Origin of the sequence: Novosphingobium sp., assembly GCF_019748365.1 — a bacterium.
Lineage (GTDB): Bacteria > Pseudomonadota > Alphaproteobacteria > Sphingomonadales > Sphingomonadaceae > Novosphingobium.
Genome location: NZ_JAIEPN010000027.1, coordinates 1 through 26,350 on the forward strand (window position 1 = coordinate 1; position 26,350 = coordinate 26,350).

Annotated in this window: 24 protein-coding genes; 9 read left to right on the plus strand and 15 right to left on the minus strand. The window is 65.9% G+C overall.

The window, feature by feature from the left end:
• The coding region (locus tag K5Q19_RS04045) for a glutamate synthase-related protein (protein WP_292941457.1) at nucleotides 1-2,445 on the plus strand (2,445 nt) is incomplete at its 5' end.
• Nucleotides 2,446-2,462: 17 nt separating this feature from the next.
• Nucleotides 2,463-3,896, plus strand: a complete 1,434-nt coding sequence (locus K5Q19_RS04050; RefSeq protein WP_292941459.1) for a glutamate synthase subunit beta — start codon at nucleotides 2,463-2,465, stop codon at nucleotides 3,894-3,896.
• A 268-nt stretch (nucleotides 3,897-4,164) separates the two neighbouring features.
• On the opposite strand, the gene K5Q19_RS04055 is transcribed toward K5Q19_RS04050, so the two are convergent.
• Nucleotides 4,165-4,746, minus strand: a complete 582-nt coding sequence (locus K5Q19_RS04055; RefSeq protein WP_292941461.1) for a hypothetical protein — start codon at nucleotides 4,744-4,746, stop codon at nucleotides 4,165-4,167.
• Between the two features lie 164 nt (nucleotides 4,747-4,910).
• Between K5Q19_RS04055 and K5Q19_RS04060 the strand changes: the two genes are divergently transcribed.
• Entirely contained in the window at nucleotides 4,911-5,486 is a 576-nt protein-coding gene (locus K5Q19_RS04060; RefSeq protein WP_292941463.1) for a TetR/AcrR family transcriptional regulator, read from the plus strand.
• A 329-nt stretch (nucleotides 5,487-5,815) separates the two neighbouring features.
• Here K5Q19_RS04060 and rimO read toward each other — a convergent pair whose 3' ends face one another.
• Nucleotides 5,816-7,207, minus strand: a complete 1,392-nt coding sequence (gene rimO / locus K5Q19_RS04065; RefSeq protein ID WP_292941465.1) for a 30S ribosomal protein S12 methylthiotransferase RimO — start codon at nucleotides 7,205-7,207, stop codon at nucleotides 5,816-5,818.
• Between the two features lie 109 nt (nucleotides 7,208-7,316).
• Here rimO and K5Q19_RS04070 point away from each other — a divergent pair, with 109 nt between their 5' ends.
• Nucleotides 7,317-7,679, plus strand: coding sequence for a DUF1761 domain-containing protein (locus tag K5Q19_RS04070; RefSeq protein ID WP_292941467.1), 363 nt, complete (start codon nucleotides 7,317-7,319; stop codon nucleotides 7,677-7,679).
• On the opposite strand, the gene K5Q19_RS04075 is transcribed toward K5Q19_RS04070, so the two are convergent.
• The 6 genes from K5Q19_RS04075 to K5Q19_RS04100 all read right to left on the minus strand — a co-directional run bounded on the left by K5Q19_RS04075 (nucleotide 7,669) and on the right by K5Q19_RS04100 (nucleotide 12,233).
• Nucleotides 7,669-8,205: a M23 family metallopeptidase gene (locus K5Q19_RS04075; RefSeq protein WP_292941469.1), complete on the minus strand. Its 537-nt coding sequence runs from the start codon at nucleotides 8,203-8,205 to the stop codon at nucleotides 7,669-7,671. The genes K5Q19_RS04070 and K5Q19_RS04075 overlap by 11 nt on opposite strands.
• Nucleotides 8,205-9,485, minus strand: a complete 1,281-nt coding sequence (gene serS, locus K5Q19_RS04080) for a serine--tRNA ligase (RefSeq protein ID WP_292941471.1) — start codon at nucleotides 9,483-9,485, stop codon at nucleotides 8,205-8,207. Before serS ends, K5Q19_RS04075 begins: the two co-directional genes overlap by 1 nt.
• A gap of 49 nt (nucleotides 9,486-9,534) precedes the next feature.
• Nucleotides 9,535-9,714 (minus strand): DUF2892 domain-containing protein, encoded by a 180-nt coding sequence (locus K5Q19_RS04085; RefSeq protein WP_292941473.1) that lies wholly within the window; start codon nucleotides 9,712-9,714, stop codon nucleotides 9,535-9,537.
• 283 nt (nucleotides 9,715-9,997) lie between these two features.
• Nucleotides 9,998-10,516 carry a nuclear transport factor 2 family protein gene (locus tag K5Q19_RS04090; RefSeq protein WP_292941475.1) on the minus strand — a complete coding sequence of 173 codons (519 nt, stop codon included), beginning with the start codon at nucleotides 10,514-10,516 and terminating at the stop codon, nucleotides 9,998-10,000.
• Nucleotides 10,513-10,914 (minus strand): antibiotic biosynthesis monooxygenase family protein, encoded by a 402-nt coding sequence (locus K5Q19_RS04095; RefSeq protein WP_292941477.1) that lies wholly within the window; start codon nucleotides 10,912-10,914, stop codon nucleotides 10,513-10,515. The genes K5Q19_RS04090 and K5Q19_RS04095 overlap by 4 nt, the downstream gene beginning before the upstream one ends.
• Complete coding sequence (locus K5Q19_RS04100; protein ID WP_292941479.1) at nucleotides 10,911-12,233, minus strand: cytochrome P450; 1,323 nt, start codon at nucleotides 12,231-12,233, stop codon at nucleotides 10,911-10,913. Before K5Q19_RS04100 ends, K5Q19_RS04095 begins: the two co-directional genes overlap by 4 nt.
• 127 nt (nucleotides 12,234-12,360) lie before the next feature.
• On the opposite strand from K5Q19_RS04100, the gene K5Q19_RS04105 reads away from it, so the two are divergent.
• Nucleotides 12,361-12,948, plus strand: coding sequence for a carboxymuconolactone decarboxylase family protein (locus K5Q19_RS04105; protein ID WP_292941481.1), 588 nt, complete (start codon nucleotides 12,361-12,363; stop codon nucleotides 12,946-12,948).
• Complete coding sequence (locus K5Q19_RS04110) at nucleotides 12,945-14,210, plus strand: cytochrome P450 (protein ID WP_292941483.1); 1,266 nt, start codon at nucleotides 12,945-12,947, stop codon at nucleotides 14,208-14,210. Before K5Q19_RS04105 ends, K5Q19_RS04110 begins: the two co-directional genes overlap by 4 nt.
• Nucleotides 14,211-14,355: 145 nt before the next feature.
• Here the strand turns inward: K5Q19_RS04110 and K5Q19_RS04115 are convergent, their stop codons facing one another.
• From K5Q19_RS04115 to K5Q19_RS04130, 4 genes are read right to left on the minus strand one after another with little or no spacing between them, the layout of a single operon-like run.
• Nucleotides 14,356-16,242: a PQQ-binding-like beta-propeller repeat protein gene (locus K5Q19_RS04115; protein WP_292941485.1), complete on the minus strand. Its 1,887-nt coding sequence runs from the start codon at nucleotides 16,240-16,242 to the stop codon at nucleotides 14,356-14,358.
• A gap of 14 nt (nucleotides 16,243-16,256) precedes the next feature.
• On the minus strand, nucleotides 16,257-16,553 hold the full coding sequence (locus K5Q19_RS04120; RefSeq protein WP_292941487.1) for an antibiotic biosynthesis monooxygenase: 297 nt from the start codon (nucleotides 16,551-16,553) through the stop codon (nucleotides 16,257-16,259).
• Between the two features lie 4 nt (nucleotides 16,554-16,557).
• Nucleotides 16,558-16,854, minus strand: a complete 297-nt coding sequence (locus K5Q19_RS04125; RefSeq protein ID WP_292941489.1) for an antibiotic biosynthesis monooxygenase — start codon at nucleotides 16,852-16,854, stop codon at nucleotides 16,558-16,560.
• 18 nt (nucleotides 16,855-16,872) lie between these two features.
• Nucleotides 16,873-17,442: a nuclear transport factor 2 family protein gene (locus tag K5Q19_RS04130; RefSeq protein ID WP_292941491.1), complete on the minus strand. Its 570-nt coding sequence runs from the start codon at nucleotides 17,440-17,442 to the stop codon at nucleotides 16,873-16,875.
• A 337-nt stretch (nucleotides 17,443-17,779) separates the two neighbouring features.
• On the opposite strand from K5Q19_RS04130, the gene K5Q19_RS04135 reads away from it, so the two are divergent.
• Together K5Q19_RS04135 and K5Q19_RS04140 are read left to right on the plus strand one after the other, a co-directional pair.
• The gene (locus tag K5Q19_RS04135; RefSeq protein ID WP_292941493.1) at nucleotides 17,780-20,287 is read left to right on the plus strand and encodes a TonB-dependent receptor; all 2,508 of its coding nucleotides are present in this window, start codon (nucleotides 17,780-17,782) and stop codon (nucleotides 20,285-20,287) included.
• 98 nt (nucleotides 20,288-20,385) lie between these two features.
• Nucleotides 20,386-21,729, plus strand: a complete 1,344-nt coding sequence (locus K5Q19_RS04140; RefSeq protein WP_292941495.1) for an aromatic ring-hydroxylating dioxygenase subunit alpha — start codon at nucleotides 20,386-20,388, stop codon at nucleotides 21,727-21,729.
• A 130-nt stretch (nucleotides 21,730-21,859) separates the two neighbouring features.
• On the opposite strand, the gene K5Q19_RS04145 is transcribed toward K5Q19_RS04140, so the two are convergent.
• The 3 genes from K5Q19_RS04145 to K5Q19_RS04155 all read right to left on the minus strand — a co-directional run bounded on the left by K5Q19_RS04145 (nucleotide 21,860) and on the right by K5Q19_RS04155 (nucleotide 24,385).
• Nucleotides 21,860-22,618 (minus strand): glucose 1-dehydrogenase, encoded by a 759-nt coding sequence (locus K5Q19_RS04145; RefSeq protein WP_292941497.1) that lies wholly within the window; start codon nucleotides 22,616-22,618, stop codon nucleotides 21,860-21,862.
• 30 nt (nucleotides 22,619-22,648) lie between these two features.
• Nucleotides 22,649-23,569, minus strand: coding sequence for an SDR family oxidoreductase (locus K5Q19_RS04150; protein ID WP_292941499.1), 921 nt, complete (start codon nucleotides 23,567-23,569; stop codon nucleotides 22,649-22,651).
• A gap of 156 nt (nucleotides 23,570-23,725) precedes the next feature.
• Nucleotides 23,726-24,385 (minus strand): TetR/AcrR family transcriptional regulator, encoded by a 660-nt coding sequence (locus K5Q19_RS04155; RefSeq protein WP_292941501.1) that lies wholly within the window; start codon nucleotides 24,383-24,385, stop codon nucleotides 23,726-23,728.
• Nucleotides 24,386-24,690: 305 nt separating this feature from the next.
• On the opposite strand from K5Q19_RS04155, the gene K5Q19_RS04160 reads away from it, so the two are divergent.
• Nucleotides 24,691-26,343 carry an AMP-binding protein gene (locus K5Q19_RS04160; protein ID WP_292941503.1) on the plus strand — a complete coding sequence of 551 codons (1,653 nt, stop codon included), beginning with the start codon at nucleotides 24,691-24,693 and terminating at the stop codon, nucleotides 26,341-26,343.
• Nucleotides 26,344-26,350: the final 7 nt, after the last annotated feature.

The following is a 26,350-nucleotide window of genomic DNA, read 5'->3' on the forward strand; positions in this document are numbered from 1 at the left end:
GGTGTGCTCAAGGTCATGTCCAAGATGGGCATCTCGACCTACCAGTCCTATTGCGGCGCGCAGATCTTCGATGCGGTGGGCCTCTCGTCGGCCTTTATCGAGAAGTACTTCACCGGCACCGCGACCATGATCGAAGGCGTCGGCCTCACCGAAATCGCGGAGGAGACGGTGCGCCGCCACGCCGCCGCCTATGGCGACAGCCCGCTCTACCGCAAGATGCTCGACGTCGGCGGCATGTACCAGCTGCGCCTGCGCGGCGAGGAGCATGCGTGGACGGCGGAGAACGTCGCCGCCCTCCAGCACGCGGTGCGCGGCAATATCCCGGACAAGTACCGCGAGTTCGCGCAGACCATCAACGACCAGTCGGCGCGCATGCTGACGATCCGCGGCCTGCTCGAATTCAAGCCGGCGAACGATCCCGTGCCGCTCGATGAAGTCGAGCCCGCGAGCGACATCGTCAAGCGCTTCGCCACCGGCGCGATGAGCTTCGGCTCGATCAGCCGCGAGGCGCACACCACGCTCGCCGTCGCGATGAACCGCATCGGCGGCAAGTCGAACACTGGCGAGGGCGGCGAGGAGCCCGATCGCTTCGTCCCGCTGCCCAATGGCGATTCGATGCGTTCGGCGATCAAGCAGGTCGCCTCGGGCCGCTTCGGCGTCACCACCGAATACCTCGTCAACGCCGACGACATCCAGATCAAGATGGCCCAGGGCGCCAAGCCCGGCGAAGGCGGTCAGCTGCCGGGTGATAAGGTCGACAAGGTGATCGGCAAGACCCGCCACTCGACGCCGGGTGTCGGCCTCATCTCGCCGCCGCCGCACCATGACATCTATTCGATCGAGGATCTCGCCCAGCTGATCCACGACCTGAAGAACGTGAACGGCAAGGCGCGCGTCTCGGTCAAGCTCGTCTCCGAGGTCGGCGTCGGCACGGTCGCGGCAGGCGTTTCGAAGTGCAAGGCGGACCACGTCACGATCTCGGGCTACGAAGGCGGCACCGGCGCCTCGCCGCTCACCTCGCTGACGCACGCGGGCAGCCCATGGGAAATCGGCCTCGCCGAAACCCAGCAGACCTTGCTGCTCAACAACCTGCGCAGCCGCATCGCGGTGCAGGCCGATGGCGGCCTGCGCACCGGTCGCGATGTCGCGGTCGCCGCGCTCCTCGGTGCGGACGAGTTCGGCTTTGCCACCGCCCCGCTCATCGCGGCGGGCTGCATCATGATGCGCAAGTGCCACCTCAACACTTGCCCGGTCGGCGTCGCCACGCAGGACCCCGTCCTGCGCGCGCGCTTCACCGGCCAGCCCGAGCATGTGATCAACTACTTCTTCTTCGTCGCCGAAGAACTGCGCGCGATCATGGCCGAGCTTGGCTTCCGCACCGTCGGCGAAATGGTCGGCCGCGTGGATTGCCTCGATACGCGCAGCGCGATCACGCACTGGAAGGCGCGCGGCATCGACTTGTCGCGCCTCCTCCACCGCGTCGAACCCGCGCCGGGCACAACGCTCGGCTGGAGCGGCACGCAGGACCACGGCCTCGATGCCGCGCTCGACAACACGCTGATCGCCGCTGCCGAGCCTGCGCTCGAACGCGGCGAAGTCGTCCGCATCGAAAGCAAGGTGCGCAACGTCAACCGCACCGTCGGCGCGATGCTTTCGGGCGAAGTCGCCAAGCGCTATGGCCACCGCGGCCTTCCCGCCGGTACGATCCACGTGACGCTTTCGGGCGTTGCGGGCCAGTCGTTCGGTGCGTTCCTCGCGCACGGCGTCACGCTCGATCTCACCGGCGATGCCAACGATTATGTCGGCAAGGGCCTCTCCGGCGGCCGCGTCATCGTCCGCCCGCCGTCGCATGTCGATCGCGCTGCGAACGAGAACATCATCGTCGGCAACACCGTACTCTACGGCGCCATCGCGGGTGAGGCCTATTTCAACGGCGTCGCCGGCGAACGCTTCGCGGTGCGCAATTCGGGCGCCGTCGCGGTGGTCGAAGGCACCGGCGATCATGGCTGCGAATACATGACCGGCGGCGTGGTCGTCGTTCTCGGCAAGACGGGGCGCAACTTCGCCGCGGGCATGTCGGGCGGCGTCGCCTATGTCTATGATCCGGAAGGCCGTTTCCCCGCCCTCTGCAACGCCGCGATGGTCGATATCCTCCCCGTCTCGGCCGAGCGCGACGAGGAAGACGGCACCGGCCGCCCGCAGCAGCGCGGCATGGACGTAACCGACTTCGGCATGGGCGACATGCTGCGCCACGATGCGGAGCGCCTGCGCATTCTCGTCGAGCGCCACCACCTCCACACCGGCAGCAAGCACGCCCGCGCGCTGCTTGATAACTGGGCGGAGGCGCTGCCGCACTTCGTCAAGGTCATGCCGCGCGATTACGCCCGCGCCCTGCGCCAGCTCGAAGCCGAGCGCGCCGCAGCCGCCAGCGTCGCAGCAGAATAATCTAGGGTATCAGAGCAATGGGCAAGGCAACCGGCTTCCTCGAAATCGATCGCAAGGATCGCAGCTACGACGCGCCGCAGGAGCGTCTGAAGCACTACCGCGAGTTCGTCATCCCGCATGACGACACCACGCTCAAGGGCCAGGCGGCGCGCTGCATGAACTGCGGCATTCCCTATTGTCACAACGGCTGCCCGGTGAACAACCAGATCCCGGACTGGAACCACCTCGTCTACGAGAACGACTGGCGCACCGCGCTCGACAATCTCCACTCGACGAACAACTTCCCGGAATTCACCGGCCGCATCTGCCCCGCCCCGTGCGAGGCCGCCTGCACGCTCAACCTCGTCGACCAGCCCGTCACCATCAAGTCGATCGAATGCTCGATCGTCGACAAGGGCTGGAAGGAAGGCTGGATCGAACCGCAGGTGCCCGCGCACAAGACGGGCAAGACCGTCGCGGTCGTCGGCTCCGGCCCGGCCGGGCTCGCCTGCGCGCAGCAACTCGCCCGCGCCGGCCACTCGGTGACGGTGTTCGAAAAGTCGGACCGCGTCGGCGGCCTGCTCCGCTACGGCATCCCCGATTTCAAGCTCGAGAAGCACCTCATCAACCGCCGCCTCGTCCAGATGATGGCCGAAGGCGTCGAGTTCCGCACCTCGGTCGAAGTCGGCGTCACCGTCTCGGTCGCCAATCTCCTCGAAAACTTCGACAAGGTCGTCCTCGCCGGCGGCGCCGAAGACCCGCGCCCCATCGGCATCCCCGGCTTCGAACTCCCCGGCGTGCGCTACGCCATGGAATTCCTCACCCAGCAGAACAAGCGCGTCGCCGGCGACGATGAAATCCGCGCCGCCCCGCGCGGCTCGCTCCTCGCCACCGGCAAGCACGTCGTTGTCATCGGCGGCGGCGATACCGGGTCGGACTGCGTCGGCACTTCCAACCGCCAGGGCGCCCTCTCGGTCACCCAGCTCGAAATCATGCCGCGCCCGCCCGAAAAGGAAGACAAGGCGCTGACCTGGCCCAACTGGCCGCTCAAGCTGCGCACGTCGTCCAGCCACGAGGAAGGCGTCGAACGCGAATTCGCCGTCCTCACCAAGCGCGTCCTCGGCGAGAACGACGTCTCCGGCCTCGAATGCGTCCGCGTCGAATGGAAGAACGGCAAGATGGAGGAAGTCGAAGGCAGCACCTTCGTCATCCCCGCCGATCTCATCCTCCTCGCCATGGGCTTCGTAGGCCCGCGCAAGCAGGGCCTGCTCGAACAGTCCGGCGTCGAACTCGACGCGCGCGGCAACGTCAAGGCGAACACCAGCGACTACCACACCAGCCACGAACGCATCTTCACCTGCGGCGACATGCGCCGCGGCCAGAGCCTCGTCGTCTGGGCCATCCGCGAAGGCCGCCAATGCGCCCGCGCCGTGGACGAAGCCCTGATGGGCGTGACAGAACTCCCGCACTAATCCCTCCCCGGAACGGGGAGGGGGACCACCGCAGGTGGTGGAGGGGCGCCGCACAGGAAAGAGCCTACGGCGGGCAAGGGCCATCGCCCTTGCATCCCGTCATCTTCCCCGCGCCAACTTTACACCTCCGTCCCTCCCACCGCCCTTCGTCATTCCCGCGAAGGCGGGAATCCAGAGCCGCCCACCCCGCGCCAGCCGCCCTGGATTCCCGCCTTCGCGGAAATGACGAAGGTTTGGGGCAAGGGCCATCACCCCCCGCATCCCTTCCTCAGGCCGCCCCACCGGCCACGCGCCGGGTCCGCCACGCAGCAATCCGCAGCGCCAGCGCCGCCAATAGCAGCGGCACCACAGTCAGCCCTAACGAGCGCAGCTCGGGCTCGAAGACCATCGAGGCATAGCCCACAAGATAGTAGAGAAACACGATCTGCACGCCCGCCGCATGCAGGCGGTGCCACCATCGGCCCAACTGCTTCATCGAACCCGGGTTGGATGAGAAGGCCATCAGATAGATGACGGCATAGCCGACGATCCCGGCGGCGGGCTGCGGCGGGCTTCCCGGCTGGGCGATGTAGTTCAGGATGGCGGCCAGATGCACGGTATGGGTCAGCGCAAAGGCGAGGCCCAGCGAACGCCGGTTCCGGCTGAGCCATGCCGTCCACTGGCCCGGCCAGAGTCGATGGAGCGAGGAGGCCGTGTAGATCACCAGCACCAGCGGCACGCCGGCCCGCGCGGTGAAGCGCGCCATGTAGAGCGCGCGCTGAAGCGCATCCTGTCCCAGCACCTGGGCGAGCAGCAACGCAGTCGTGCTCGCCGCCAGGGCATAGAGAAACGGTTCGATCCGAAGGCGCATGGCGGACCTTTCAGGCTGGAGCGGACAGGGTAGGGGGCGAATCAGTCCAAATAATCTCTAAAACCGTCCATATAGACGGTTATGGAAATCAGCCAGCCTTTTTCCCACCATCGTTGATCCGGCCGGGTTCGCGGCTATGGTGCGCGCCCAGACAAGGAACAGCGATGGCAGACAGCATCAAGCGGAAAGGCCCCGGCGCGCGGCGCGAAGGCGTGCTCGATGCGGCGGAGGCGCTGGTGCTCGATACCGGCGCGGCGCACCTCACCATGGACGCGGTTGCGGCGCGCGCCGGGGTGAGCAAGGGCGGCGTGCTTCACCACTTTCCCACCAAGTCGCATCTGATTCAGGCCATGCTCGATCGGTTGCTGGTCGTGTTCGAAGCGGATTCGGTCGTGGTGGAGCGCCTTGCCGGCCCCGATCTCAGGGCGCAGATCCACGCCTGGATCCGCCTTGCCGAAACCCCCGATCCGAAGGTCGAAGGCATCGCCGCCGCGCTGCTCTCCGCCGCCGCCAACGAGCCGGAACTGCTGTCCCCCTTCGGCGTGATGATGCAGCAGCGCCTCGCGCAGCACCGCGCCCACCCGGACTATGCGCTGGCCCTCGCAGTCCGCACCGCGCTCGATGGCTACTGGCTCTGCAATGCGCTGCGCATGGGGCCGTTCACGCCCGAAGACCACACCGCATTCTTCGCGATGCTGCACACCATTGCCGAAGGGATCGGGAGCGGCGGCGGCGGCTAGCGACGGCTGAAGTTTGGGGATGCAAGGGCAATGGCCCTTGCCCGCCGGAGGCCTTCTTCCTCAGCAACCGCCCAAACCCCTCCGTCATCGGCTGCGCCGATGCCACCTCCCCATGTGTGCTGCGCAAAAATGGAGAGGGCGAAGGGCACAATAAATAACAGACGCGTCTGTTATTTATAAACCGCTGTCCTACAGGCCGTCACCTGCGGCATGGTCCGGTGATGGTCCTCAGCCAGCCCCGCATTTCTGCCGCTTCCCATGCCCATCGGCGTGGCAAAAAGGCACCAGTCGGGGCCCTGACATTTCCGCTCAGGACTGTGTCAACTGTGTCAACTTGCCGGACGAATCACCCCGTAGAGGTCATGCGCGTCGGCGTCTTCCACCAGCACCTCGGCGAAGTCGCCGGCCTTCAGATCGGCAGGCACGTTGCGCAGGTAGACCGCCCCGTCGATTTCCGGGGCGTCGGCCTGGCTGCGGGCGGTGGCGCCGATGTCGCCGTCTTCGTCGGGTTCGCCGACTTCGTCGATGATGACGGGGATCGTGCGGCCCACCTTGGCGGCGAGTTTGGCGGCGCTGATCGCTTCGGTCTTGGCCATGATCCGGGCGTAGCGTTCTTCCTTGACCTCTTCCGGCACCGGATCGGGCAGGTCGTTGGCGGCGGCGCCGGCGACGGGTTCGAAACGGAAGGCGCCGACTCGGTCGAGCTGCGCTTCGTCGAGCCAGTCGAGCAGGTACTTGAAGTCTGCCTCGGTCTCGCCGGGGAAGCCGACGACGAAGCTGGAGCGGACGGCGATGTCCGGGCAGATCGCGCGCCAGGCTTTGAGGCGTTCGAGCACCTTGGCCTCGTTGGCGGGGCGCTTCATGGCGCGCAGCACATTGGGGCTGGCGTGCTGGAAGGGGATATCGAGGTAGGGCGTGAGCAGCCCTTCGGCCATCAGCGGGATGACGGCATCGACGTGGGGGTAGGGGTAGACGTAGTGGAGGCGCACCCACGGCGTGTGGCCGTCCGGCGTCTTCAGCTGGCCGAGTTCGCGGGCGAGGTCGGTCATGTGGGTGCGGACTTCGCGACCCTTCCAGGTGCGCGTTTCGTGGCGGACGTCGACGCCGTAGGCCGAGGTGTCCTGGCTGATGACGAGGAGTTCGCGCGTGCCGGCGGCGACGAGCTTTTCCGCCTCCCGCAGCACCGCATCAATGCGGCGGCTGGCCAATTTGCCGCGCAGGCTCGGGATGATGCAGAAGGCGCAGGCGTGGTTGCAGCCTTCGGAAATCTTGAGGTAGCTGTAGTGGCGCGGGGTAAGCTTGACGTCGCCCGGATCGGCCTGTGGGATGAGGTCGACATAGGGGCTGATCGAGGGCGGCGCGGCTTCGTGGACGGCTTCGACGACGGCTTCGTACTGGTGCGCGCCCGTCACGGCAAGGACGCTGGGGAACTTCGCGCGGATCACGTCCGCTTCGTTGCCCATGCACCCGGTCACGATCACACGGCCGTTTTCGGCGATGGCTTCGCCGATGGCGGCGAGGCTTTCCTCCTTGGCGCTATCAAGGAAGCCGCAGGTGTTGACGAGGACGACGTCGGCCCCGGCGTAGTCCGCGCTCATGGCATAGCCATCGGCGCGCAGGCGGGTGAGGATGCGTTCGCTATCGACGAGCGCCTTGGGGCAGCCGAGGCTGACCATGCCGACCTTGGGGGCTTCGGGCAGGATGATGGGTGTGGTGGCCATGGCGGGGGCGCTTACGCGATAATTGGCGGCGCGTCACGGCACCTTGTGGCGGTTTGCCAATCGGGCGGGGCGGGCCTAGGCACTGGGCACTTGCAAACGGGGTGGCGCGATGGGTCCGGTGAACTGGGTGGCTGTGGTTGCGGCGGGGCTGGCGGCGCTGGTGTTCGGGCTCGTCTGGCACGGCCCGGCGGCGCGGCGGGCGGGGCAGGTGGTGCTGGCGGGCGCGCTGTTGCTGCTCACTTCCGCGATGATGGGGCACATGTTCGCGCGGGTCGGCGCGGCGACCTTGGCGGTGAAGCCGTGGCTCTATTTCATGATGTCGGGCGGGCTGGCGCTGGCCTTTGTCGCCCCGGCGCTGGCGATTGGCGAGGCGCGGGGCGGGGCTTCAGCGGGCGCGGTTCTGCGCGGGGCCTTGTTCTGGATCGCCAGCTATCTGGTGATGGGCACGGTGTTCTGGCTCTTCAAAGCCTGATCGGCAGATAGAGCGCCGGGTTGCGGGGGCTGGTGCCCTTGCGCAGTTCGAAATGGAGGCCGGGGCGCCTGGCCTCGCCGCTCTTGCCAATGCGGGCGATGACCTGGCGGGCCTTCACCTGCTGGCCTTCCTTCACCATCACCTTGCCGAGATAGGCATAGGCCGTGACCCAGCCGCCGGTGTGTTCGATCACGATCAGCTGGCCGAAGCGTTCGGGCTCCTTGCCGGCGAAGACGACCTTGCCGGCGGCGGCGGCGTGGACGGTCATCCCGGCGAAGGCGGCGAGATCGATGCCGTTGTTGGGCAGGCCCTTGACCGGCGCACCGAATTTCGCGGTGACGGCGCCGGAGGTGGGCCAGGTCAGGCGGGGGGCGGTGGCATCGCGCTTTTCCGGAGGCTTGGCTGGAGGCTTGGTGGCCGTCGGCGCAGCCCGGTGCTTGGGCGGGAGCAGGTTCTCCGGCTGGGCATGCGCGGCCAGCCCTGCGGGCAGGACCAGCGCCGCCGCGGCCAGCCGGAACGCCCGCATCAGCCGAGCGGGGTCAGGCGGGTCAGGCCGCCCATCCAGGGCTTGAGCACTTCGGGCACCTCAACCGTGCCGTCGCCCTGCTGGTAGTTTTCCAGCACCGCGACCAGCGTGCGGCCGACCGCGAGGCCGGAGCCGTTGAGCGTGTGGACGAACTCGGTCCCCTTGGCGCCTTCGGGGCGATAGCGCGCGTTCATCCGGCGGGCCTGAAAGTCGCCGCAGTTGGAGCAGGAGCTGATTTCGCGGAACGCGCCCTGCCCGGGGAGCCAGACTTCGAGATCATACGTCTTGCGCGCGGTGAAGCCCATGTCGCCGGAGCAGAGCAGCATCTTGCGATAGGGCAGATCGAGCGCCTGCAGGATCGACTCTGCCGCTGCGGTCATGCGCTCGTGCTCGGCGTCCGAATCCTCGGGCCGCGTGATCGAGACAAGCTCGACCTTTTCGAACTGATGCTGGCGGATGAACCCGCGCGTATCGCGCCCCGCCGCGCCCGCTTCGGAGCGGAAGCAGGGGGTGAGCGCGGTCATGCGCAGCGGCAGCGCGGCATCGGGCAGGATCTGGCCGAGGACCGAGTTGGTGAGGCTGACTTCGGCGGTGGGGATGAGCCAGCGGCCGTCGGTCGTCTTGAACAGGTCTTCGGCAAACTTGGGCAGCTGGCCTGTGCCGAAAGCGGCTTCGTCCTTCACCATCAGCGGCGGCATGCATTCGGTGTAGCCGTTCTCGCCGGTCTGCTTGTCGAGCATGAACTGGGCGAGTGCGCGGTGGAGGCGGGCCATGGGGCCGCGCAGGAAGGTGAAGCGGGCGCCGGCGATGAGCGCGCCGGTCTCGAAATCGAGGCCGAGCGGGGGGCCGATATCGGCGTGTTCGAGGGGCTGGAAATCGAAGGCGCGCGGTGTGCCCCAGCGGCTGACTTCGACGTTTCCGCCCTCGTCCTCGCCTTCGGGGACATCGGCGGCGGGGAGATTGGGCCAGGCGGCAAGCGCGGCGTTGAGCTCGGCGGTGAGGCGGCGCTCGTCCTCCTCCAGCGCGGGGAGCGTGTTTTTCAGTTCGGCGACTTCGGCCTTGAGGGCTTCGGCCGTCTCCTTGTCGCCCTTGCCCATGGCCATGCCGATGGCCTTCGATGCCTCGTTGCGGCGGGCCTGCGCTTCCTGCATGCGGGTGGCGACATCGCGCCGCGCGGTATCAAGGCCAAGGATCGCCGCCGATTGCGGGGCGACGCCGCGGCGGGCGAGGGCGGTGTCGAACCCTTCCGGGTTCTCGCGGATCAGGCGGATATCGTGCATGGTCCGGGCGCTATGCCGTCTGCCAGCGCCCGGGGCAAGAGCAGCGCGATCAGGTGTGCAGGCCAAGCACGCTGTAGAGCGGGCAGACGCCGGACAGCGCCGTCACCAGCGGCACGGTCGCGACCAGCGCCAGCGCGGGATGGCCGGTGATCAGGCTGAACACAATGATCATCGCGGCGAGGGCGAGGCGGATCACGCAGTCTGCGTCGCCGACATTGCTCTTGAACATGGGATTGCTCCTCCATTGGGGCTTGGTGTGGAGGCCTTATGCGCGTGCCTTGGTGGGCGGACATTGATGCGGATCAAGTGGGGACGTCGGCGTTCTGTCCCGATCTTCGTCATCCCCGCGGAGGCGGGGGTCCAGGGCGAAGGTGCGCTGTGGCCGCTCTGGATCCCCGCCTTCGCGGGGATGACGAGGCGGTAGGGGGATGACGAGGCGGTAGGGGGATGACGAGGGGGCGTGTCGCGCTTGGTGTCTCGACTTCGCTCGACACGAACGGTGAGGGACGGGGTTAAAGTTGGCGGTACCTTTCGTGCCCACCCCCAAGTATCTCCAGGATCGGCAGCGGGAAGGCCGCGTTGGGATTGAACACCGGCTGGTCCGGGATCGGGTGCGACCAATCGAGCACATAGTTGCGCCGCGCGATGCGCCATTCGGTCCCGCGCTTTGCGAAGGTGTCGAGATAGCGGCCGCCGTATAGCGTGCCGGCGTAAGTGCCGTCTTCGCCCTGCCGCGCGCCGGCGGTGAGGCCATAGGTTTCGACTTCGGCATGCGATCCATCGACAAGGCGGATGGCCGGCGGGCCGCTCAGGTGCCAGCGCCGTGCGCTGCGGCGTTCGATGGCCATGACGACGGGGACGAACTCGGCGGCGCTGCCCTTGAAGAAGCCGTAGTCGACCGCGGCATCGGGCCAGAAGCAGCTGGCCTGTCCTTCCTCGTCGAGCCAATCGAGCGTGTGCGAGTAGCGCGCCAGCACATCGATGATCGCGTCCTTGGCGAGCAGATCATCTAGCGAGGTGGCAGCGGTCATGCGCGGCCGGTCCACCATGCGGGAATGGTGAGCGGGAAGCGTTCCTGCGCGGTCTTCAGGTCCGCATCCGCATCGGCAGGAAGCGGCGCATCGACCGTCGGCGGGAGGCCGCCGCCCGCGCCCTTGACCGGGTCGAGGTATTCGAGGCGGATGCCATCGAGCACGGCGGCAAAGTCATGGCCTTCATGGTGCGGCGACATCTGGTGGCGGTAGAAGGTGGCCTTGTCGTCGAAGGAGAGCAGGCAATAGTAGAGGTTCGGTTCCTCGCCCTTCCAGTATTCGTAGCGCTTCACGCCGGTTTCGGTGGTCCAGGTCTGGTGGGCCATATCGGCCATGATCGCCTCCCACTTCTCCTCGGTGCCGGGCTTGATCCTGATGTGCGCGAGAAGGGTGGTCATGCCGTGGTCTCCGTTTCGAAGGTGCAGTGAAGCGCGAGCGTGCCGAGCATGATGCCCGGCTGGTGGAGGAAGGTGTTGCCGGGGGCGTAATCGAGGCTGGCGAGCCGGTCGCACAGGCGGTTCCACGCGATGGTCTGTTCGAGCCGCGAGAGGCCGGTGCCGGGGCAGACGCGCGGGCCGGCGGAGAAGGCGAGGTGGCGGGTGACGGCGGCGCGGTCGAGCTTCAACTCCAGCGGGTCCTCGAATTCGTCGGGGTCGATATTGGCGGCGCCCCAGCGCAAGTGGAGGGAGGAGCCTGCGGGGACATGGACGCCCTGAAACACCTCGTCCTGCGAGGTGATGCGGGTGGAGAGGCCCTGGGTCGGCGAGCGCAAGCGCATGCCTTCCTCGGTGAACGGGCGGATGAGGGCGCGGTCAGCCTTGATCTTGGCGAAGAGGCCGGGGCGTTCGATCAGCAACTGCGCTTGTTCGACGAGGGCGTACTGCGTGGTTTCCAGCCCGCCGATAACCATGGCGTAGACGATCCCGTCGATCTCGTCGTCGGTGAGCTTGCGGTCCAGCGCCTCGTAATGGACCTGCGTGAGGAAGCTGATCATGTCCTCGCCCGGATTGGCGCGGCGGCAGCGGACGTGATCCCGCACATAGTCCGAGAAACCGGCGAGGAGGCGGAACTTCTCGGCGGACTGTTCGGGCGTCAGAATATTGTTGTGCCCGCAGCCGTGGACATAGGACATGACCTGCGCATTGCCCCAGATCTCGAGGTCCTTCACGTCCTCCAGCGGGAAGCCGAGCACGCTGGCCATCGTGCGCTGGGGCAGGGGCCGGGCGAAATCGGCGACGAAATCGAACTGTTCGCCGGCGATCCACTGGTCAATCAGCGCATCAACGTGGCCGGTGATCATGGCCTCGTGCCGCTTGGCGCCGGGGCCGACCCACGGATCGGTGAGCTGCTGGCGGTGCGCGCGCCACAGTTCTGGATTGGGGCGCAGCGAGGCGATCGATTTCACCATGGCATCGATATCGGGCATCGCGCGGACCGAGGCGGGATCGGCCTTGCGGGCTTCGAGCAGAAGCGAGAGCGTCGGTGGATACCTCTCCCAATCGCGCACAACGCGGGCGATGTCCTCGTACTTGGAGAGGATGAAGGCGTCGCGGTCCGGGGTCAGCCCTTCGCCGGGGAGGCGCAGCACGGGCGCTTCGGCGTGGAGGATGGCATAGGCCTCATACCAGTGCTCGGCCGCGCCGGGGGCGAAGAGATCGACGTCCGCCAGCGCACGCGGACACGCCATCGGGCTCAGCTCGTGATTGACGTGGCGCATGGCCCTCTCCCCCGGCTTTATCCAAATAGCCAGTTGTTGTGGGGGGGATGGTGCATGACCAATGCGCAGGCTGCCATGCTCACTTTTGCCAAGACCATAAAGGGCAGCGGCTATGGGAGATCACAGCATGACCCGCGTCGCCAAGATTGCGCCCGAGGACTGGGACCCGCGCCTGCGTGCAGCGCTGAAGCCGGAAGACCGCACCGAGATCGAACAGGGGATGATCCGCTTCCTTGCCCACTGCCCCGATCAGGTGCTGGGGATGATGCAGTTTGCGGGCGCGCTGAAGGTGCATCGCCAGTTGCCCGAGAAGCTGGTCGAGCTGGTGCGGCTGCGCGTCGCGTTCTTCAACCAGTGCCGCAGCTGCATGGCGATCCGCTATACCGACGCGCTGGAGGACGGCGTGACCGAGGACCTCGTCTGCTCGCTGGAGCGGCCTCAGGAGGCCGAGAACCTGACACCGGCGGAGAAGGCCGCGATCAAGTTCGGCGAGGCGTTCGCGACCGACCATCTGCGCATCGACGAGGCGATGTACGCTTCGCTGCGCGAACATTTCAGCGAGTCCGAGATTGTCGAACTGGGCATGACCTGCGCGTTTTTCGTTGGCTTCGGGCGCCTGGCGGCGACCTTGCACATGGTCGAGGAACTGCCCGATGCGTTCCGGCGCGAAGGCGTGGTCGCGCCCTGGGGCGAGGAACGGGTGGTGGTGCGATGAGCGAGGAGCTCGGCGTCAATCTGTTCGACCCGGCGGTGCAGCAGTGCCCTTATGAGGCGTACCGCGTGCTCAGGGATCAGGCCCCGGCCTATCGCCAGCCGGGGACGAACATCTATGTGGTGACGCGCTACGAGGATGTGCGGCGGGTCTTGCTCGATACCGAGAATTTCCCGAGCAGCCCCAAGACCGCCGGACTGCAGACGCTCTCCGCTAATGTCGAGCGGCAGAAGAAGGTGGTCGCGCGGTTCAAGGAGCGCGGCTGGCTGCCTGAGCCGACCTTGAGCGGGCGCGATGATCCCAACCACAAGCAGATGCGCGCCATGTTCAACGAGGCGTTCAAGCCGAGCCGGATCAAGGAAATCGATCCGCTGGTGGAAACGCTCGCCTACGAACTGATCGATGGCTTTGTGGCGGATGGGCGCTGCGAATGGGTCAGCCAGTTCTGCGTGCCGCTGCCGCTCTACATCATCGGCGAGCAGATGGGCGCGAAGCGCGAGGACATGTGGAAGATCAAGCGCTGGACCGACGCCTTCTTCAAGCGAATCTCGATGATGCTGCCCGAGGAAGACGAGATCGAGATGGTCGACCGCGAGATCGAGGCGCAGCATTATTTCCAGCCGATCTTCGAGCGGCTGCGCGCGAACCCCGATGACTCGCTGATCAGCGTGCTGGTCAACACCGTGATCGAGGGGTGGGGGCGGCCCTTGAACGACAACGAGCTCCATGCCGAGATGATGGCGGATACCTTCGTCGGTGGCAGCGAGACGACGACCAATGCACTGGCGGCGGGGATGAAGCTGCTGATCGAGAACAAGGACGTCTGGCTGAAGCTCAAGTCCGATCCCGAGCGCTACATGAAGACCTTCGTCGAAGAAGTGGTGCGGCTGGAATCGCCGGTGCAGAGCCTCATGCGCTTCTGTGCGCACGATACCGAGCTGGAGGGCACGGTGATCCCCAAGGGCGCGCTGGTGAACGTGCGCTTTGCCGCCGCGAACCGGGATGAGCGGGCGTTCGAATGCCCGGAGAAGCTGGACCTCGACCGGCCCAAGGCGGGGGCGCACATGGGCTTTGGTTCGGGCACGCACCATTGCCTTGGCGCGCCGCTGGCGCGGCGGGAGCTTTCATGGGGCTTTCAGGCAGTGGTCGACCGGTTCGAGGACATGCACTTTGCGGATGGCGCGAACGACTTTTCGGTGCACCCGCATTTTCTGCTGCGCAGCCTGAAGGCGCTGCATATCGAGTTCGAGGTGAAGCGGGGGTAGGCCGGTTCCATCACCATGACACTCGTCATCCCCGCGAAGGCGGGGATCCAAGGAGACATCGCGCTGCGTCCGCTCTGGATCCCCGCCTTCGCGGGGATGACGAGGGGCGGGTTGCTGGGGGCGGGTGGCGAAAGGGCGGTGCCCCCTACTTCGCCACCTCGAACACCATCAGCGCGTTGCCAGGCGAGTGGCTGTACATGCCGTAGCCCGAGTTCACGAAGACCTTGCCTTTCCACACCGCTGCGCCGGGGCCGCTCATCGAGCCGCCCTTGGCCGTCTGGCCGCCGATGGCGGGCATGGGCTGGGTGGTGTCGTACTGCCACAGGATTGCGCCCGTATCGGCATCGTAGGCGCGCAGCATGCCATCGAGATGACCGCCGAAGACGACGCCGGGGATGCTGGTGACGGCAGCGGAAATGCCCGGATCGCAGAACTTGCGGCCTTCGCACTTGTCCTCGGCCTTGGCTTGCCAGATCACGTTGCCGGTCTTGGCATCGAGCGCATGGAGCCCGGCGCCGCGGATGGCCGGATCATAAAGGCGCGCGTCGCCTGTATCGGCCATGTCGTTGATGGGCACGAAGACGCGGCTTCCTTCCGCGCTCATGCCGAAATGGACGCCGCCCTGCGTGCCGCCATGGCCGAGCCGGGTCATCCACCTGACCTTGCCGGTCTCGGGATCGAGGCCCCAGGCCTGCCCGGACTTCTGGCCGACGACGATCATCTTCCCGCCGGTTCCCGTATCGACGAGGAGCGGGGAGGCGGCGACGTCGTAGTCCGGCCCGCCTTCCTTGGGGCACGAGCCGAGGCCCATCATGCAGCCGACATTCCACGCGTCGCCGAGCGTGAGCTGCGTGCTCCAGAGGCGCTTGCCGGTGGTGGCATCGACGGCGAAGACCGCGTCGGAACCGTCGTCGGCGGGGGTGGAGTAGTTCTCGCCCGAGCCGAAGTAGACGCGGTTGGTGGCCGCATCATAGGTCGGGCTGTTCCAGACGGGCGCGCCGGAGGGGCCGAGGATCGGTGTGCCGTCCGCCGTCTTGCCCTGCGGCACGGGCTTGCCCGCCGTGTAGGCGCGCCACTTCTCCTCGCCGGTGGCAGGATCGACCGCGACGACCGAGCCGCGGAAGGTGCAGCAGGGATAGGCGGGATTGCCCGCCTGCACGACCTCGAGCGAGGAGACCGGCACATAGAGCAAACCGCCGCCCAGCGTGGGCGTGCCGGTGATCGTGGCATCGGCATGGTCGCTCATGCGCTGCGCCCAGATTTCCTTGCCGGTGAGAGCGTCGAGCACGTGCACCTTGCCGAGGAGATCACCGAAGTAGAGCCGCCTGGTCGAGGCTTCTGCGACAATGGCGGTGCGCACTTCGGCGCTGAGGCGCGTGGTCCACTTCGTGCAGCCGCTATCGGGATCGAAGGCGTAGACGGTGCCGTCCTGGCTGCCGACGAACAGCGTGCCCCATGCCACCGTGGGCTGCGAGCGGATATGCGTGGCGGCCGGATAGGCGAAGGCCCACTTCAGTTTCAGCTTGGGCACGTCCGCCTTGGCCAGCCCGGCGATCCCGGCAGGCACGAAGCGGCGGTTGTCATGCCCCCAGCCGATACCGGCGGGTACGTCGGTCATGTCGAACTTCGCAGACGCACCCTTGCAGCGCGGCGGCGGGGCCGGACGCTGATAGGAGGCATAGGGCGTGCGGGTGAGGTATTCGGCGACCTCGATCTTCTGCGCCGGCGTAAGTGTGGCGGACTGCTGGCGCATTACCCCGGTGGTCATCGCATTGATGATGGCATCGGGCGCGAGCATCGCCAGGAAGCTGGGCGAGGGCGCCTTGGGCACGCCGCCGAGGTGGCACATCGCGCAGTGCTGTTCGAACAGCGGGCGGCCGGGCGCTGTGGCTGGATCGATGGTGGGACCGGCGCGCGATTGCAGGTCCTCGGTCGATTTGATCCGCGTGGGGGTCGCGGCATGGAGCCCCGCGGCAAGCGCCAGCGCGGCGAAGCCGGATAGGACGGCAAGGCGGCCTGTCTTGAGCAGCATGGCGTGGGGCCGTTTCAATCGAGCGAGCGGTAGAATGCGAGCTTCATGTCCTCGGCGAGGCAGGCGAGCACGGGCGGCACCAGCCGATCATGAAAATCAATGTGCATATGGGTTTCGAATGCGGCGTCGTCCTTGAACGTGGCGACGCACTGGAACAGGTCGGGGTCTTCCTCCGACTGGAACAGCTCGTAGACGAGCGCGCCGGGTTCATGTTCGAACACCAGCTTCTTCAGCTCGGTCTGGAGCGCGATCAGCTCTTCGCGCTTCTCCGGTCTGGTGCGCAACTGGGCGATGAAGCTCTTTCCGCTCATGCTCTCAGGCTCCGGCTTCGAGATCGTAGAGCAGCTCGCGCGTGTAGGAGCCGTCCATGCAGGCGATCATCCGCTCGATCAGCGGCTGGTTGTGCGGGTATGCCACGTGCGCCTTGTCCGCTTCCTCGTCGGTGAAACGTTCGTAGACCGCGAACATGCCGGGTTCGGCAAGCCGGTAGAACTGATAGGCCAGCGTGCCCGGCTCTGACGGGGCGAGCGCTTCCATCTCCTTGGCGAGCGCAATGAATTCGGCTTCCTTGTCGGCGCGGATGCGGAAGCGGGAGAGGAAGGAAAAGGCCATGTAGGGGTCTTTCTGGGTTCAGGCTTGCCGGGACTGTTCGTAGGCGGTCCAGCTGGGCAGGCGCTCGGGGTAGTCGGCCAGCTTCGGCTCGGGATAGGCGTGGTTGCGATCGGGCCGGGCCAGTATGCCGGGATAGGCCTCGACCGGGACGTAGTAGAGGAAGCCGATCACCCGCTCGGCGAACTTCCAGCCGGCAGGTGTTTTGCGGTAGCGATCATCATAGCGGATCGCGGCGACCATCATCCGGCCGTGGCGCATGAGCTCGGCATGGCCGGCAACGCGGCCGGTGGCGTTTTCCTCGTCTACGAAATCGATCTGGATATCGTGCATGACATGATGGCCGGGGCCGAGCACCGAAAAGCGACCATCGAACTGGGCCATGATCGCATCGGGGCCCACCGCGTGCATCACTCCGTCGTGGGAGCGCAGCACGGCATCGTCTGCGAACAGCGCACGCACCGCATCAATCCGGCGATCGTCGATGTCGAAGCTGTAGTGCGCGACGAGCTGGCGGATCTGCGATTCGGCTTCCAGCCGCGCGATGCGCGCTTCCAGATCAGCCCCCGGGCTCGCCCCAAGATCAGGCATGCGGCTGTGCTTTCTCTCCCGCGAGCCGCTTCGCGCGGCTCTGCTTTGGGGCCATGATACCCGGGCTTGGCCTGAAAACAATCATGAATGTTTGAAGGCGGGTTGTGCGGCCTCTTATCCGCCGGTGGCTTCGGCAGAGATGGTGCGGAGCGCCGCAGATCGGCGGCTTGCCCCGCCAGACGCCGGGGCAACGGCGACAGGCGGGGCAAACCGCGATGCTGCTTTTGCAGGGCGTTCCACCTCTCTAAAAAAACATACATGTCTGCTTGCAAAATGCGCCCCGGAGTTTATCCTTTCACCCACACCGCACGACGATGCGGGGCATGAGGAGATGGGGATGGCACTGAGGGACCTTCGCTGGTCAGCGGCGTTTGGCGCAATGACTGCAGCGATGCTGGCAACGCCGGCTCTGGCAAATGACGAGGCACAGGCGGCGCAGCCGCAGGCAAGCCAGGCGCAGTCCAGCGCCGAGGACATGGCAAGCGATCGCCTTGGTGAAATCGTCGTGACGGCAACCCGTCGCGATTCCAACCTGCAGCGCACACCGGTGGCGGTTTCCGCGGTCGACGCCAACCTGATCCGCCAGTCGAGCCCGCGCGATATCGGCGATCTTGCCGCCTTCGTACCGAACTTCTCGGCCAGCACGATCACCAACTTCAACGCCGCCTCGTTCGCGATGCGCGGCGTGGGCCAGACGTCGATCATCGTCTACTTCGAGCCGCCGGTCGCGGTGCTCGTGGACGACTTCGTGGTGCCTTCGGTGCAGACCCAGCTGCTTGACACGTTTGACATCGCCCAGGTCGAAGTCCTGCGCGGCCCGCAGGGCACGCTGTTCGGCAAGAACACCACCGGTGGCGCGGTGACGGTGAAGACCAAGCGCCCCGAACTCGGCGTGATCGGCGTGGACGGCCGCGCGGAGTTTGGTTCGTTCGGCACCTACCGGGGGCAGCTGGCGGCCAATATCCCGATCTTTGACAATATGGCGCTGCGCGTAGTGGCGGGTGCCGAAAAGTCGGACGGCTTCTATCGCAACGGCGCCTGCTATGGCCCGGTCGGCGGCCTGCCGACGAGCAACTTCTTCGGCCAGACGGGCTGCCTAGATGGCAAGCGGGCTGGCGGCAAGGATGTGGTCAACCTGCGCGGCAAGCTGCTGTGGGAACCGACCAGCCGCCTTCGCATACTGGCGCAGTATGAATGGCTGCGCGACCGTTCGGAAACAGTGCCCTCGGTCAATGAGAACTATACCTACACCGGTACCACACCGTTCCTGACCGATATCCTCAACACGGTTCGCCAGAATCCGGCCAGCAGCGACCCGCTCGACAACGCGGCGATCTCGTATCGTCAGGACGGGTTGATCAAGATGCGCGATGGTCAGCGCATCTCGGTAGATGGCTTCTATCTCAATGCCGACTACGATCTGGGCTTCGGCAAGCTGACATCGGTCACCGGCTGGCGCCGTCAGATCTCGCGCATTCCGAACTCCTATGCTGGCGCCGCGCCGATCGGCAAGGACGGCACGCCGCTATCGTTCTTCGATGCGACGCGTGACGACAACCGCAGGACCTTCCAGCAGGAACTGCGCCTCGCCACCGACACCGGCACGGCTTTCGATGCAGTGATCGGCGGGTTCTACCAGCGCGAGACGGTTGATTTCTGCGTGGCGCAGATCCTCGGGTTCCTTGACTTGACCTCCGGGCCGCTGCCCTTCGGCAACTGGAATGATACGCCCTATATCCTGTGCAATGCGCAGCGTTCCAATTCGAAGGCGCTCTTCGCCGAAGGTACCTACAAGCTTACGCCCGAACTCTCGCTGACCGGCGGCATTCGCTATACCTGGGAAAACAAGACCTGGTATGGCCGTCAGCAGGCGTTCATCGCACAACTCGGTGGCGGATTCGATCCATCGATCCAGATTGACGAGGCGCTGGACGCGAGCGTGTTCAAGTTTCCCGCCAACGTCATCACCGTCAATGACAGGGCCAACAAGCCGACCTGGCGCGTCACTCTGGGCTATCAGGCGACCCCCGACATCTATGCCTATGTGAACTATTCGCGCGGCTTCAAGGCGGGTGGCTTCAACGACCAGATCGGCGGCTTCGCGCCGTTCACGAACCTTGCCGGCGTGACGGACTTTGACGCATTCCGCACCGCGGCGCGTGCGACCCGTCCGGAAACGGCGGACTCGTTCGAGGCCGGCATCAAGACCGAGCTGTGGGATCACCGCCTGCGCTTCAACCTCACGGGCTTCTATGTGAAGTACCGGGACCTGCAGAAGCAGCTCAACGTGCCGATCGTGGTCAACGGCAATCCCAACCAGGTTACCCTGTTCGTCAACGCAGCGAGCGCCACGGTGAAGGGTATCGAGGCGGAAGCCACCGCGCGCCTGTTCAAGGGCTTCACGCTGCGCGGCGTGCTCGGCTTCCAGGACGGCAAGTACAACGAGTACACCGCGCCGGGTGCGGGGTACAATCTCGCGGACGCACCGCTGGACCGTGCGCCCCGGTGGCAGTGGACGATCGACGGCGCTTATGAAGTGCCGGTCGGCTCGAACTACAAGATCATCGCCAATGCCTCGGCGGCCTATACCGCGCGGAACCTCAATACCCAGTCGATCACCGATATCGATGGCAACACGTTCCTCAACGCCCGCACGCTGGTGAACGCCTCGCTGACGATCTCGCAGATCGACGACAAGTACTACGTCAAGGCGATCGGCCGTAACCTGACCGACGCACGCTACCGGATCGCTTCGCAGAACGTGGCGGGCCTGTGGCTCAATTCGAACTTCGGTGCGCCGCGCTACTTCGGCGTCGAACTCGGCGTCCGCTTCCGCGGTCCCTGACCGGGGACGGCGCAGCGGCCGGACCGATAACTGAAAGCCTGCGGGCCGTCGTGCGGGGAAGACCTGACGGCGGCCCGCAATCATCTTGGGGTTGGACAATGAACGCCTTGGATCTCTGGGACATTCACACCGGCAAGCGCTTTCCCTTCGATGCCCGCGCGCCGCGGATCGACAATGGCACGGGGCGCCCCTCGCCGGACCGCTATGTCAGCCCTGCCTACGCCGCAGAGGAATGGGACAAGGTCTTCGCGAAGTCATGGCTGCTGGCGGGCCCGCTTTCGGACATTCCAGAGCCCGGCGATTTCATGAAGTTCGACATCGGCCCGGAAAGCTTCCTGGTGGTGCGCGATGAGGATGGCACGGTGAAGGCGCACTACAACGTGTGCCCGCATCGCGGCAGCCAGCTGGTGACGGCCGATCTGGGCTCTGTCGGCCAGTTCACCTGCCCGTTCCATTCCTGGCAGTTCGCGCTTGATGGCACTTGCACGTCGGTGACCGACAAGGAGACGTTCCGCCCCGAAGTGCTGTGCCATGGCACCGATCTTTCTTCGGTGCGCTGCGAAGTGGCGGCGGGCTTCGTGTTCATCGCGATGGACCCGGACATCAAGCCGCTGGAGGATTTCCTCGGCCCGATCCTCGGGCAGCTTGCGCTTTACGAGATCGACCAGATGTACGTCGTCCAGCACCGCCGCTCCGATTGGGGCGCGAACTGGAAGGGCGGGGTGGATGCCTTTGCCGAGATCTACCACCTCCACGCTGTCCACCCGCAGACGCAGTGCCTGATGGACGACCGCACCCAGATCGATCTGTGGCCCGGCGGGCTCAGCCGCCAGTTCGTGCCGTTTGCACAGCCCAGCCCGCGCTTCCCCGATCAGGAAAGCGTCAATCCCGGCATCCAGATGATGCTGCGCGATGCCGGCATCGATCCCGAAACCTACGAGGGCTCCGCGCGCGAGACCCGTTCAGCGGTGCAGGCGGCCAAGCGCAAGCGGTCTGACGAGCTGGGCCTGCGCTACGAGCGGTTCTCCGACAGCCAGCTTTCGGATTCGGTGGTCTATTCGGTGTTTCCGAACGTGCAGATCGGCTGTCACCCGGAAGCGGTCTTCCTTCACCGCTTCATCCCGCATGCCACCGATCCGAACCAGTTTACCTACGATACGATCATCCTCTATCGCCATGTCGATGCGCCGGGCTATTCGGCCCCGGCGTGGATGGGAATGGGCGCGGACGTCGATCTTTCGGGCCGCACCCGTCCGGACGTGATCCACACCGGATTGGGCGAGCCGCCATGCCTTGGCGAAGTGCTCGATCAGGACAGCGACTTGCTGCCCGTGGTGCAGAAGGGCGCGCGTTCGCGCGGTTTCCGGGGGCCGCTGTGGAGCGAGCAGGAAGGGCGCCTCAGGCACTTCCATGCCGAGCTGGACCGGATGATGGGGGCTTGATCCGCGCCGCCGGTGTGTGCGGCTCTGGATCCCCGCCTGCGCGGGGATGACGAGGTTTTGGTAATCCTCATTCCCGCTCAACCACTCGTCATTCCCGCGAAGGCGGGAATCCAGAGCGCAATACGCAGCCTCAGAACGGGCGGATCGTCAGCCCGTTGTCGATCACCAGCTCCGCGCCGGTGATATAGCGGCTTTCGTCGCTGGCGAGGAACACGATCAGCGCGGCGACATCCTTGGGATGGCCCGGCGATCCGTGCGGCAGGACGCCATCCGGAATCTCCTTGGCCTCGCCCGGGCGGCCCTCGGCCTGCTGGACCATCGGCGTTTCGATCGCGCCGGGATGCACCGAGTTGCAGCGGATCTTGTAGCCCTTGACCTGCGCCATGACCGCGACCGACTTTGTCATCGAGCGGACCGCGCCCTTGGCGGCGGAATAGGCGAAGAAGATCGGATAGCCCAAGAGCGCGCCGACCGAGGACATGTTGATGATCGAGCCGCCGCCGCTCTTGTTCATCAGCGGAATCGCGTGCTTCATGCCGAGGTAGACGCCGTCGATCATGATCGAATTGACCCAGCGGAACTTGTCGAGGCTGGTGTCTTCCACATCGGCATTGAGCACAACGCCGGCGTTGTTCACCAGCACGTGGAGGCCGCCGAACTTTTCCTCAATCGCGGCATAGGCGGCGATCCACTGGGCTTCGTCTGCCACATCGAGAGCGAGCGCGATGGCATTGGCGCCGATCCTGTCCGCAACCGCCTGCGCAGCGGCGATGTTCACGTCGGTAACGACGACCTTGGCGCCTTCGGCGGCGAGCGCCTCGCAGTCTGCGGCGCCCAGTCCCGATCCGCCGCCGGTAACCAGCGCCACCTTGCCTTCAAGCCGGCCCATATTCGCTCTCCTGTTTTGGTGCGGGCGGTCTCAGGCCGCGCCGTCTTCCGAGAAATAGTCCGGCATCCCCGCGGGCCAGATCACGCCCCACTGCGCCTGCCCGCCGTCGATGATCATGAGATCGCCGTTGATGAAGCGGCCGGCCGGGCTGGCGAGATAGGCGATGGCCTCCGCCACATCCCAGGCATTGCCGCGCATCTTCAGCGGGTTGGCCTTGTGGAAGCGGGCGAGCGCTTCTTCGGGATACATGCGGAAGCCCTCGGTCTCGATCACGCCGGGGCCGATGCAGTTGACGCGGATATTGTGCGGCGCCCATTCGGTGGCGACCGTCTTCGAAAGGTAGATCACCCCGGCCCGCGCGGCGCAGGTGTGCGCGGCTTGCGGCATGCCGCGCTCGACATTGGCGACGATGTTGATGACATGGCCCGGCTTGCCATCCGCGCGCCAGCGCTTCGCGGCTTCCTGCATCATCCACCAGGTGCCGTTCAAGTTAGTGTCGATCACCGCGAGCCAGCCCTTGCGGCTGAAATCGATCGCATCCTGCGGGAACTGGCCGCCGGCATTGTTGACGAGCGTATCGAGCCCGCCGAAGTGATCATGAACTGCGCCGATCATCGCCTCGACCGCTTCGGGATCGCGGATGTTCGCCTCGATGAAGAGGATCTCGCGCCCGGTTTCCTCGCGGATCAGGTCTGCCGTGCCATCGAGCTTCTCGCGCGTGCGGCCGCAGATCGCGACGTTGGCACCTAGCTTGGCGGCGAGGAACGCCGCGGCCTTGCCCATGCCGCTGCCCGCGCCTGAAATGAGGATGGTGTGCCCGGCAAGCAGGTCTTCGCGGAAGATCGTCGCTTGCGTGCGCAGTGCCTCGTCATCAAGGCCGCGCTTGGGCCGGCCGGGATCGCCGGGTTCGGGACGGAAGATGCGCGGGGTATGGATATCGGGCGCGTTCAACGGTTCATCCCCCATTCGTTCGTTCCCGCATAGCTAGAACACCCGCAAGGAAAAAACAAACAGGTTTGATTTTGATTTGTGCCTCCGGGGCTCGATTCGCGCAAGGCACGCGGGGACTTGGAGCGGTTTCCGGGGGCTGTCCTAAACGGTGCGCGATCAGCCCTTTGCAGCCGGTGCGAGCGCGCGGATCTGCTCTTCGAGATGGCGGAGCATCGGCTCGACCTGCGCCGGTTCCATGCCGCCCGTCTGCAGCGAGATCGCCATGCCTTCGAGGATCGTCTGCGAGAGCGTCATCGCCAGCGCAAAGTTGGGCGAGCCGAGCCATTCGGGGAACAGCGCTTCGGCCTGCGCGTTGAACTTCTCTCGGAACTCGTCCTGCAAGGGCGAGAGGATCGAGGCGAGATCGGCATCGGTGCGAGCGGCGACGGCGAGCTCGTGAAAGGCGATGAACGCGGGCTTCTGCAGCTGGCGCCAGTAGGTTTCAACGAGATCGGTGACTTCGTGCTCGGGGCGGTCCGCAGCGCGGCGGAAGGCGCGCAGGCGCTTTTCGTGGAGTTCGGTGATCGCCGCCTTGATCAGCGCCGAACCGTTCTCGAAATGGTGGACCATCGCCCCGCGCGAAAGGCCAGCTTCTTCGGCGACCTTGGGCGTGGTCGTGTTGGCATAGCCGTACTTGACGAGGCAGCGCACCGTTGCATCGATCAGGCGGGCACGGGTCTGTGCGGCCTTGGCGGCCTGCAAAGTGCGCGTGCGATCGGCTACCGGGCGAGCGGGCCGAGGGGCGGGCCGTGCCGCCCGCGTACGTGATAGAGCCATGCGTTGCTACTTGCCTGAACCGATGCGCACCCCTTCCGGCACGCCTTGAAAAACAGCCTTAATGTGTTTTCATGCCGCGTAAAACCGCCGCTTTGACCGCATCGGGGACAAGTGTCCCGACGCGGATCTTGGCGGCTCCTTTCGGATGGCACGACGCACATCGAATCAATCGCGCGGCCCTTGCCTGCCGCACACATCAAAGAGGTAGCGCATCGCGCGGAAAAAGACAGATATGATTGTCTTTTTCAGCATCCGGTGTATCTCCGGGCCAAGACCAATAAGAGGCCCGCGGGGCCGGGGGATGCATGACCGACGCGCAGCCATTCGCCACTGCACCTGTGCTCACGATGGGCGGCATGATCCGCGCTTCGGCGCAATCCTTTGCCGCGCGCGAGGCGGTGGTTTTCCCCGACCGGCGGATCAGCTACGCCGAGCTTGATGCTGCGGCGAGACGCTGGGCTGCGGCGCTCATCGCACTCGGCGTGCAGCCCGGCCAGCATGTCGGCCTGTTCATGCCGACATGTCCGCAGTTCATCGAGGCGTTCTACGGCATTGCCATGGCGGGCGCGGTCGCGGTGCCGATCAATGCGCGATACCAGTCGCATGAGCTTGCCTATCTCGTGCGCGACGCCGATCTGGTCGTGCTGGTGACGGCTGGCGAGGTTGCCGAGGGCCTCGATTACCGCGACCGCGTGCGCGCTGCGCTGCCGGCGCTGGCGGATGCTGGCGGTGTGTGGGGCCTCAGCCTCGACGAGGCGCCGATGCTCCGCACGATCATCTCGCTCGATGCCGAGGGCGCGGACGGGATGCTGGCGGTGGACGAAGCGCTGGCGATGGGCGAGGGGACGGACGGCGGTCTGATCGACCGGCGGATCGACGACGTCGATCCCGAAGACATCGCCATGATCCTCTACACCAGCGGGACGACCGCGAACCCCAAGGGTGCGCTCATTTCGCACCGCGCGCAGGTCGGCAACAGCCGCAATCTGGGCAAGCGCTACCTCTGCACGGCGGACGACAAGGTGTGGTCGCCGCTGCCAATCTTCCACATCGCGGGCATCCTGCCGATGACGATGATCCTCGATCTGGGTGGGGTCTATATGACCGTGCCGCATTTCGAGGCAGGGCAGGCGCTCGCCATGCTGGGCGCAGAAGGCGCGACGATTGCGTACCCCAGCTTCGTCACGATCATGCAGGACCTGATCAATCACCCCACGTTCAAGACCACCGATCTTTCGAAGCTGCGCGTGATGAATTCGAACTTCGCAGTGCAGCCGGCGTGGATCAAGGACGCGGTGGTCGCCGCGATGCCGCACACGATCCAGGTGGGCACCTATGGCCTGACCGAGGCGGCGGGGACGGTTTCGACGAGCCGGCTGGATGACAGCTTCGAGGTGCGCACCGGGCGCTGCGGCTTCCCGCTCGAAGACTGGGAAATGCGAATCGTCGATCCCGAGACCGGGCGTGAGTGCGGCGCGGATGAGCGCGGCGAGATCGTGCTGCGCGGGCCGCATATGCTCAAGGGCTATTACAACGCGCCCGAAAAGACCGCCGAGGCGATCCGCGATGGCTGGTTCTACACCGGCGATATCGGGACGGTGGATGCGAACGGCAACGTGATGTTCCACGGCCGCACCAAGGACATGCTCAAGGTCGGCGGCGAGAATGTCGCGGCGGCGGAAATCGAGGCCATGCTGCAGACGCATCCGGCGGTGAAGCTGGCGCAAGTCGTCGGCATTCCCGATGACCGCTATGTCGAAGTGGCGGCGGCGTTTGTGGAACTGGCGGAAGGCTCTTCAGCCGACGAGGCGGAGCTGATCGCGCATTGCAAGGGCAAGCTCGCGGGCTTCAAGATTCCGCGCCATGTGCGGGTGGTGAGCGAGTGGCCGATGTCGACTTCGAAGATCCAGAAGTTCAAGCTGCGCGGTGAGCTGATCGAGGAACTGGGGCTGGGGTGAGCGTTGT

Coding starts and splice junctions, on each gene's coding strand:
- K5Q19_RS04050 (WP_292941459.1), top strand. CDS start 2,463: ATGGGCAAGGCAACCGGCTTCCTCGAAATCGATCGCAAGGATCGCAGC.
- K5Q19_RS04055 (WP_292941461.1), bottom strand. CDS start 4,746: ATGCGCCTTCGGATCGAACCGTTTCTCTATGCCCTGGCGGCGAGCACG.
- K5Q19_RS04060 (WP_292941463.1), top strand. CDS start 4,911: ATGGCAGACAGCATCAAGCGGAAAGGCCCCGGCGCGCGGCGCGAAGGC.
- rimO (WP_292941465.1), bottom strand. CDS start 7,207: ATGGCCACCACACCCATCATCCTGCCCGAAGCCCCCAAGGTCGGCATG.
- K5Q19_RS04070 (WP_292941467.1), top strand. CDS start 7,317: ATGGGTCCGGTGAACTGGGTGGCTGTGGTTGCGGCGGGGCTGGCGGCG.
- K5Q19_RS04075 (WP_292941469.1), bottom strand. CDS start 8,205: ATGCGGGCGTTCCGGCTGGCCGCGGCGGCGCTGGTCCTGCCCGCAGGG.
- serS (WP_292941471.1), bottom strand. CDS start 9,485: ATGCACGATATCCGCCTGATCCGCGAGAACCCGGAAGGGTTCGACACC.
- K5Q19_RS04085 (WP_292941473.1), bottom strand. CDS start 9,714: ATGTTCAAGAGCAATGTCGGCGACGCAGACTGCGTGATCCGCCTCGCC.
- K5Q19_RS04090 (WP_292941475.1), bottom strand. CDS start 10,516: ATGACCGCTGCCACCTCGCTAGATGATCTGCTCGCCAAGGACGCGATC.
- K5Q19_RS04095 (WP_292941477.1), bottom strand. CDS start 10,914: ATGACCACCCTTCTCGCGCACATCAGGATCAAGCCCGGCACCGAGGAG.
- K5Q19_RS04100 (WP_292941479.1), bottom strand. CDS start 12,233: ATGCGCCACGTCAATCACGAGCTGAGCCCGATGGCGTGTCCGCGTGCG.
- K5Q19_RS04105 (WP_292941481.1), top strand. CDS start 12,361: ATGACCCGCGTCGCCAAGATTGCGCCCGAGGACTGGGACCCGCGCCTG.
- K5Q19_RS04110 (WP_292941483.1), top strand. CDS start 12,945: ATGAGCGAGGAGCTCGGCGTCAATCTGTTCGACCCGGCGGTGCAGCAG.
- K5Q19_RS04115 (WP_292941485.1), bottom strand. CDS start 16,242: ATGCTGCTCAAGACAGGCCGCCTTGCCGTCCTATCCGGCTTCGCCGCG.
- K5Q19_RS04120 (WP_292941487.1), bottom strand. CDS start 16,553: ATGAGCGGAAAGAGCTTCATCGCCCAGTTGCGCACCAGACCGGAGAAG.
- K5Q19_RS04125 (WP_292941489.1), bottom strand. CDS start 16,854: ATGGCCTTTTCCTTCCTCTCCCGCTTCCGCATCCGCGCCGACAAGGAA.
- K5Q19_RS04130 (WP_292941491.1), bottom strand. CDS start 17,442: ATGCCTGATCTTGGGGCGAGCCCGGGGGCTGATCTGGAAGCGCGCATC.
- K5Q19_RS04135 (WP_292941493.1), top strand. CDS start 17,780: ATGGCACTGAGGGACCTTCGCTGGTCAGCGGCGTTTGGCGCAATGACT.
- K5Q19_RS04140 (WP_292941495.1), top strand. CDS start 20,386: ATGAACGCCTTGGATCTCTGGGACATTCACACCGGCAAGCGCTTTCCC.
- K5Q19_RS04145 (WP_292941497.1), bottom strand. CDS start 22,618: ATGGGCCGGCTTGAAGGCAAGGTGGCGCTGGTTACCGGCGGCGGATCG.
- K5Q19_RS04155 (WP_292941501.1), bottom strand. CDS start 24,385: ATGGCTCTATCACGTACGCGGGCGGCACGGCCCGCCCCTCGGCCCGCT.
- K5Q19_RS04160 (WP_292941503.1), top strand. CDS start 24,691: ATGACCGACGCGCAGCCATTCGCCACTGCACCTGTGCTCACGATGGGC.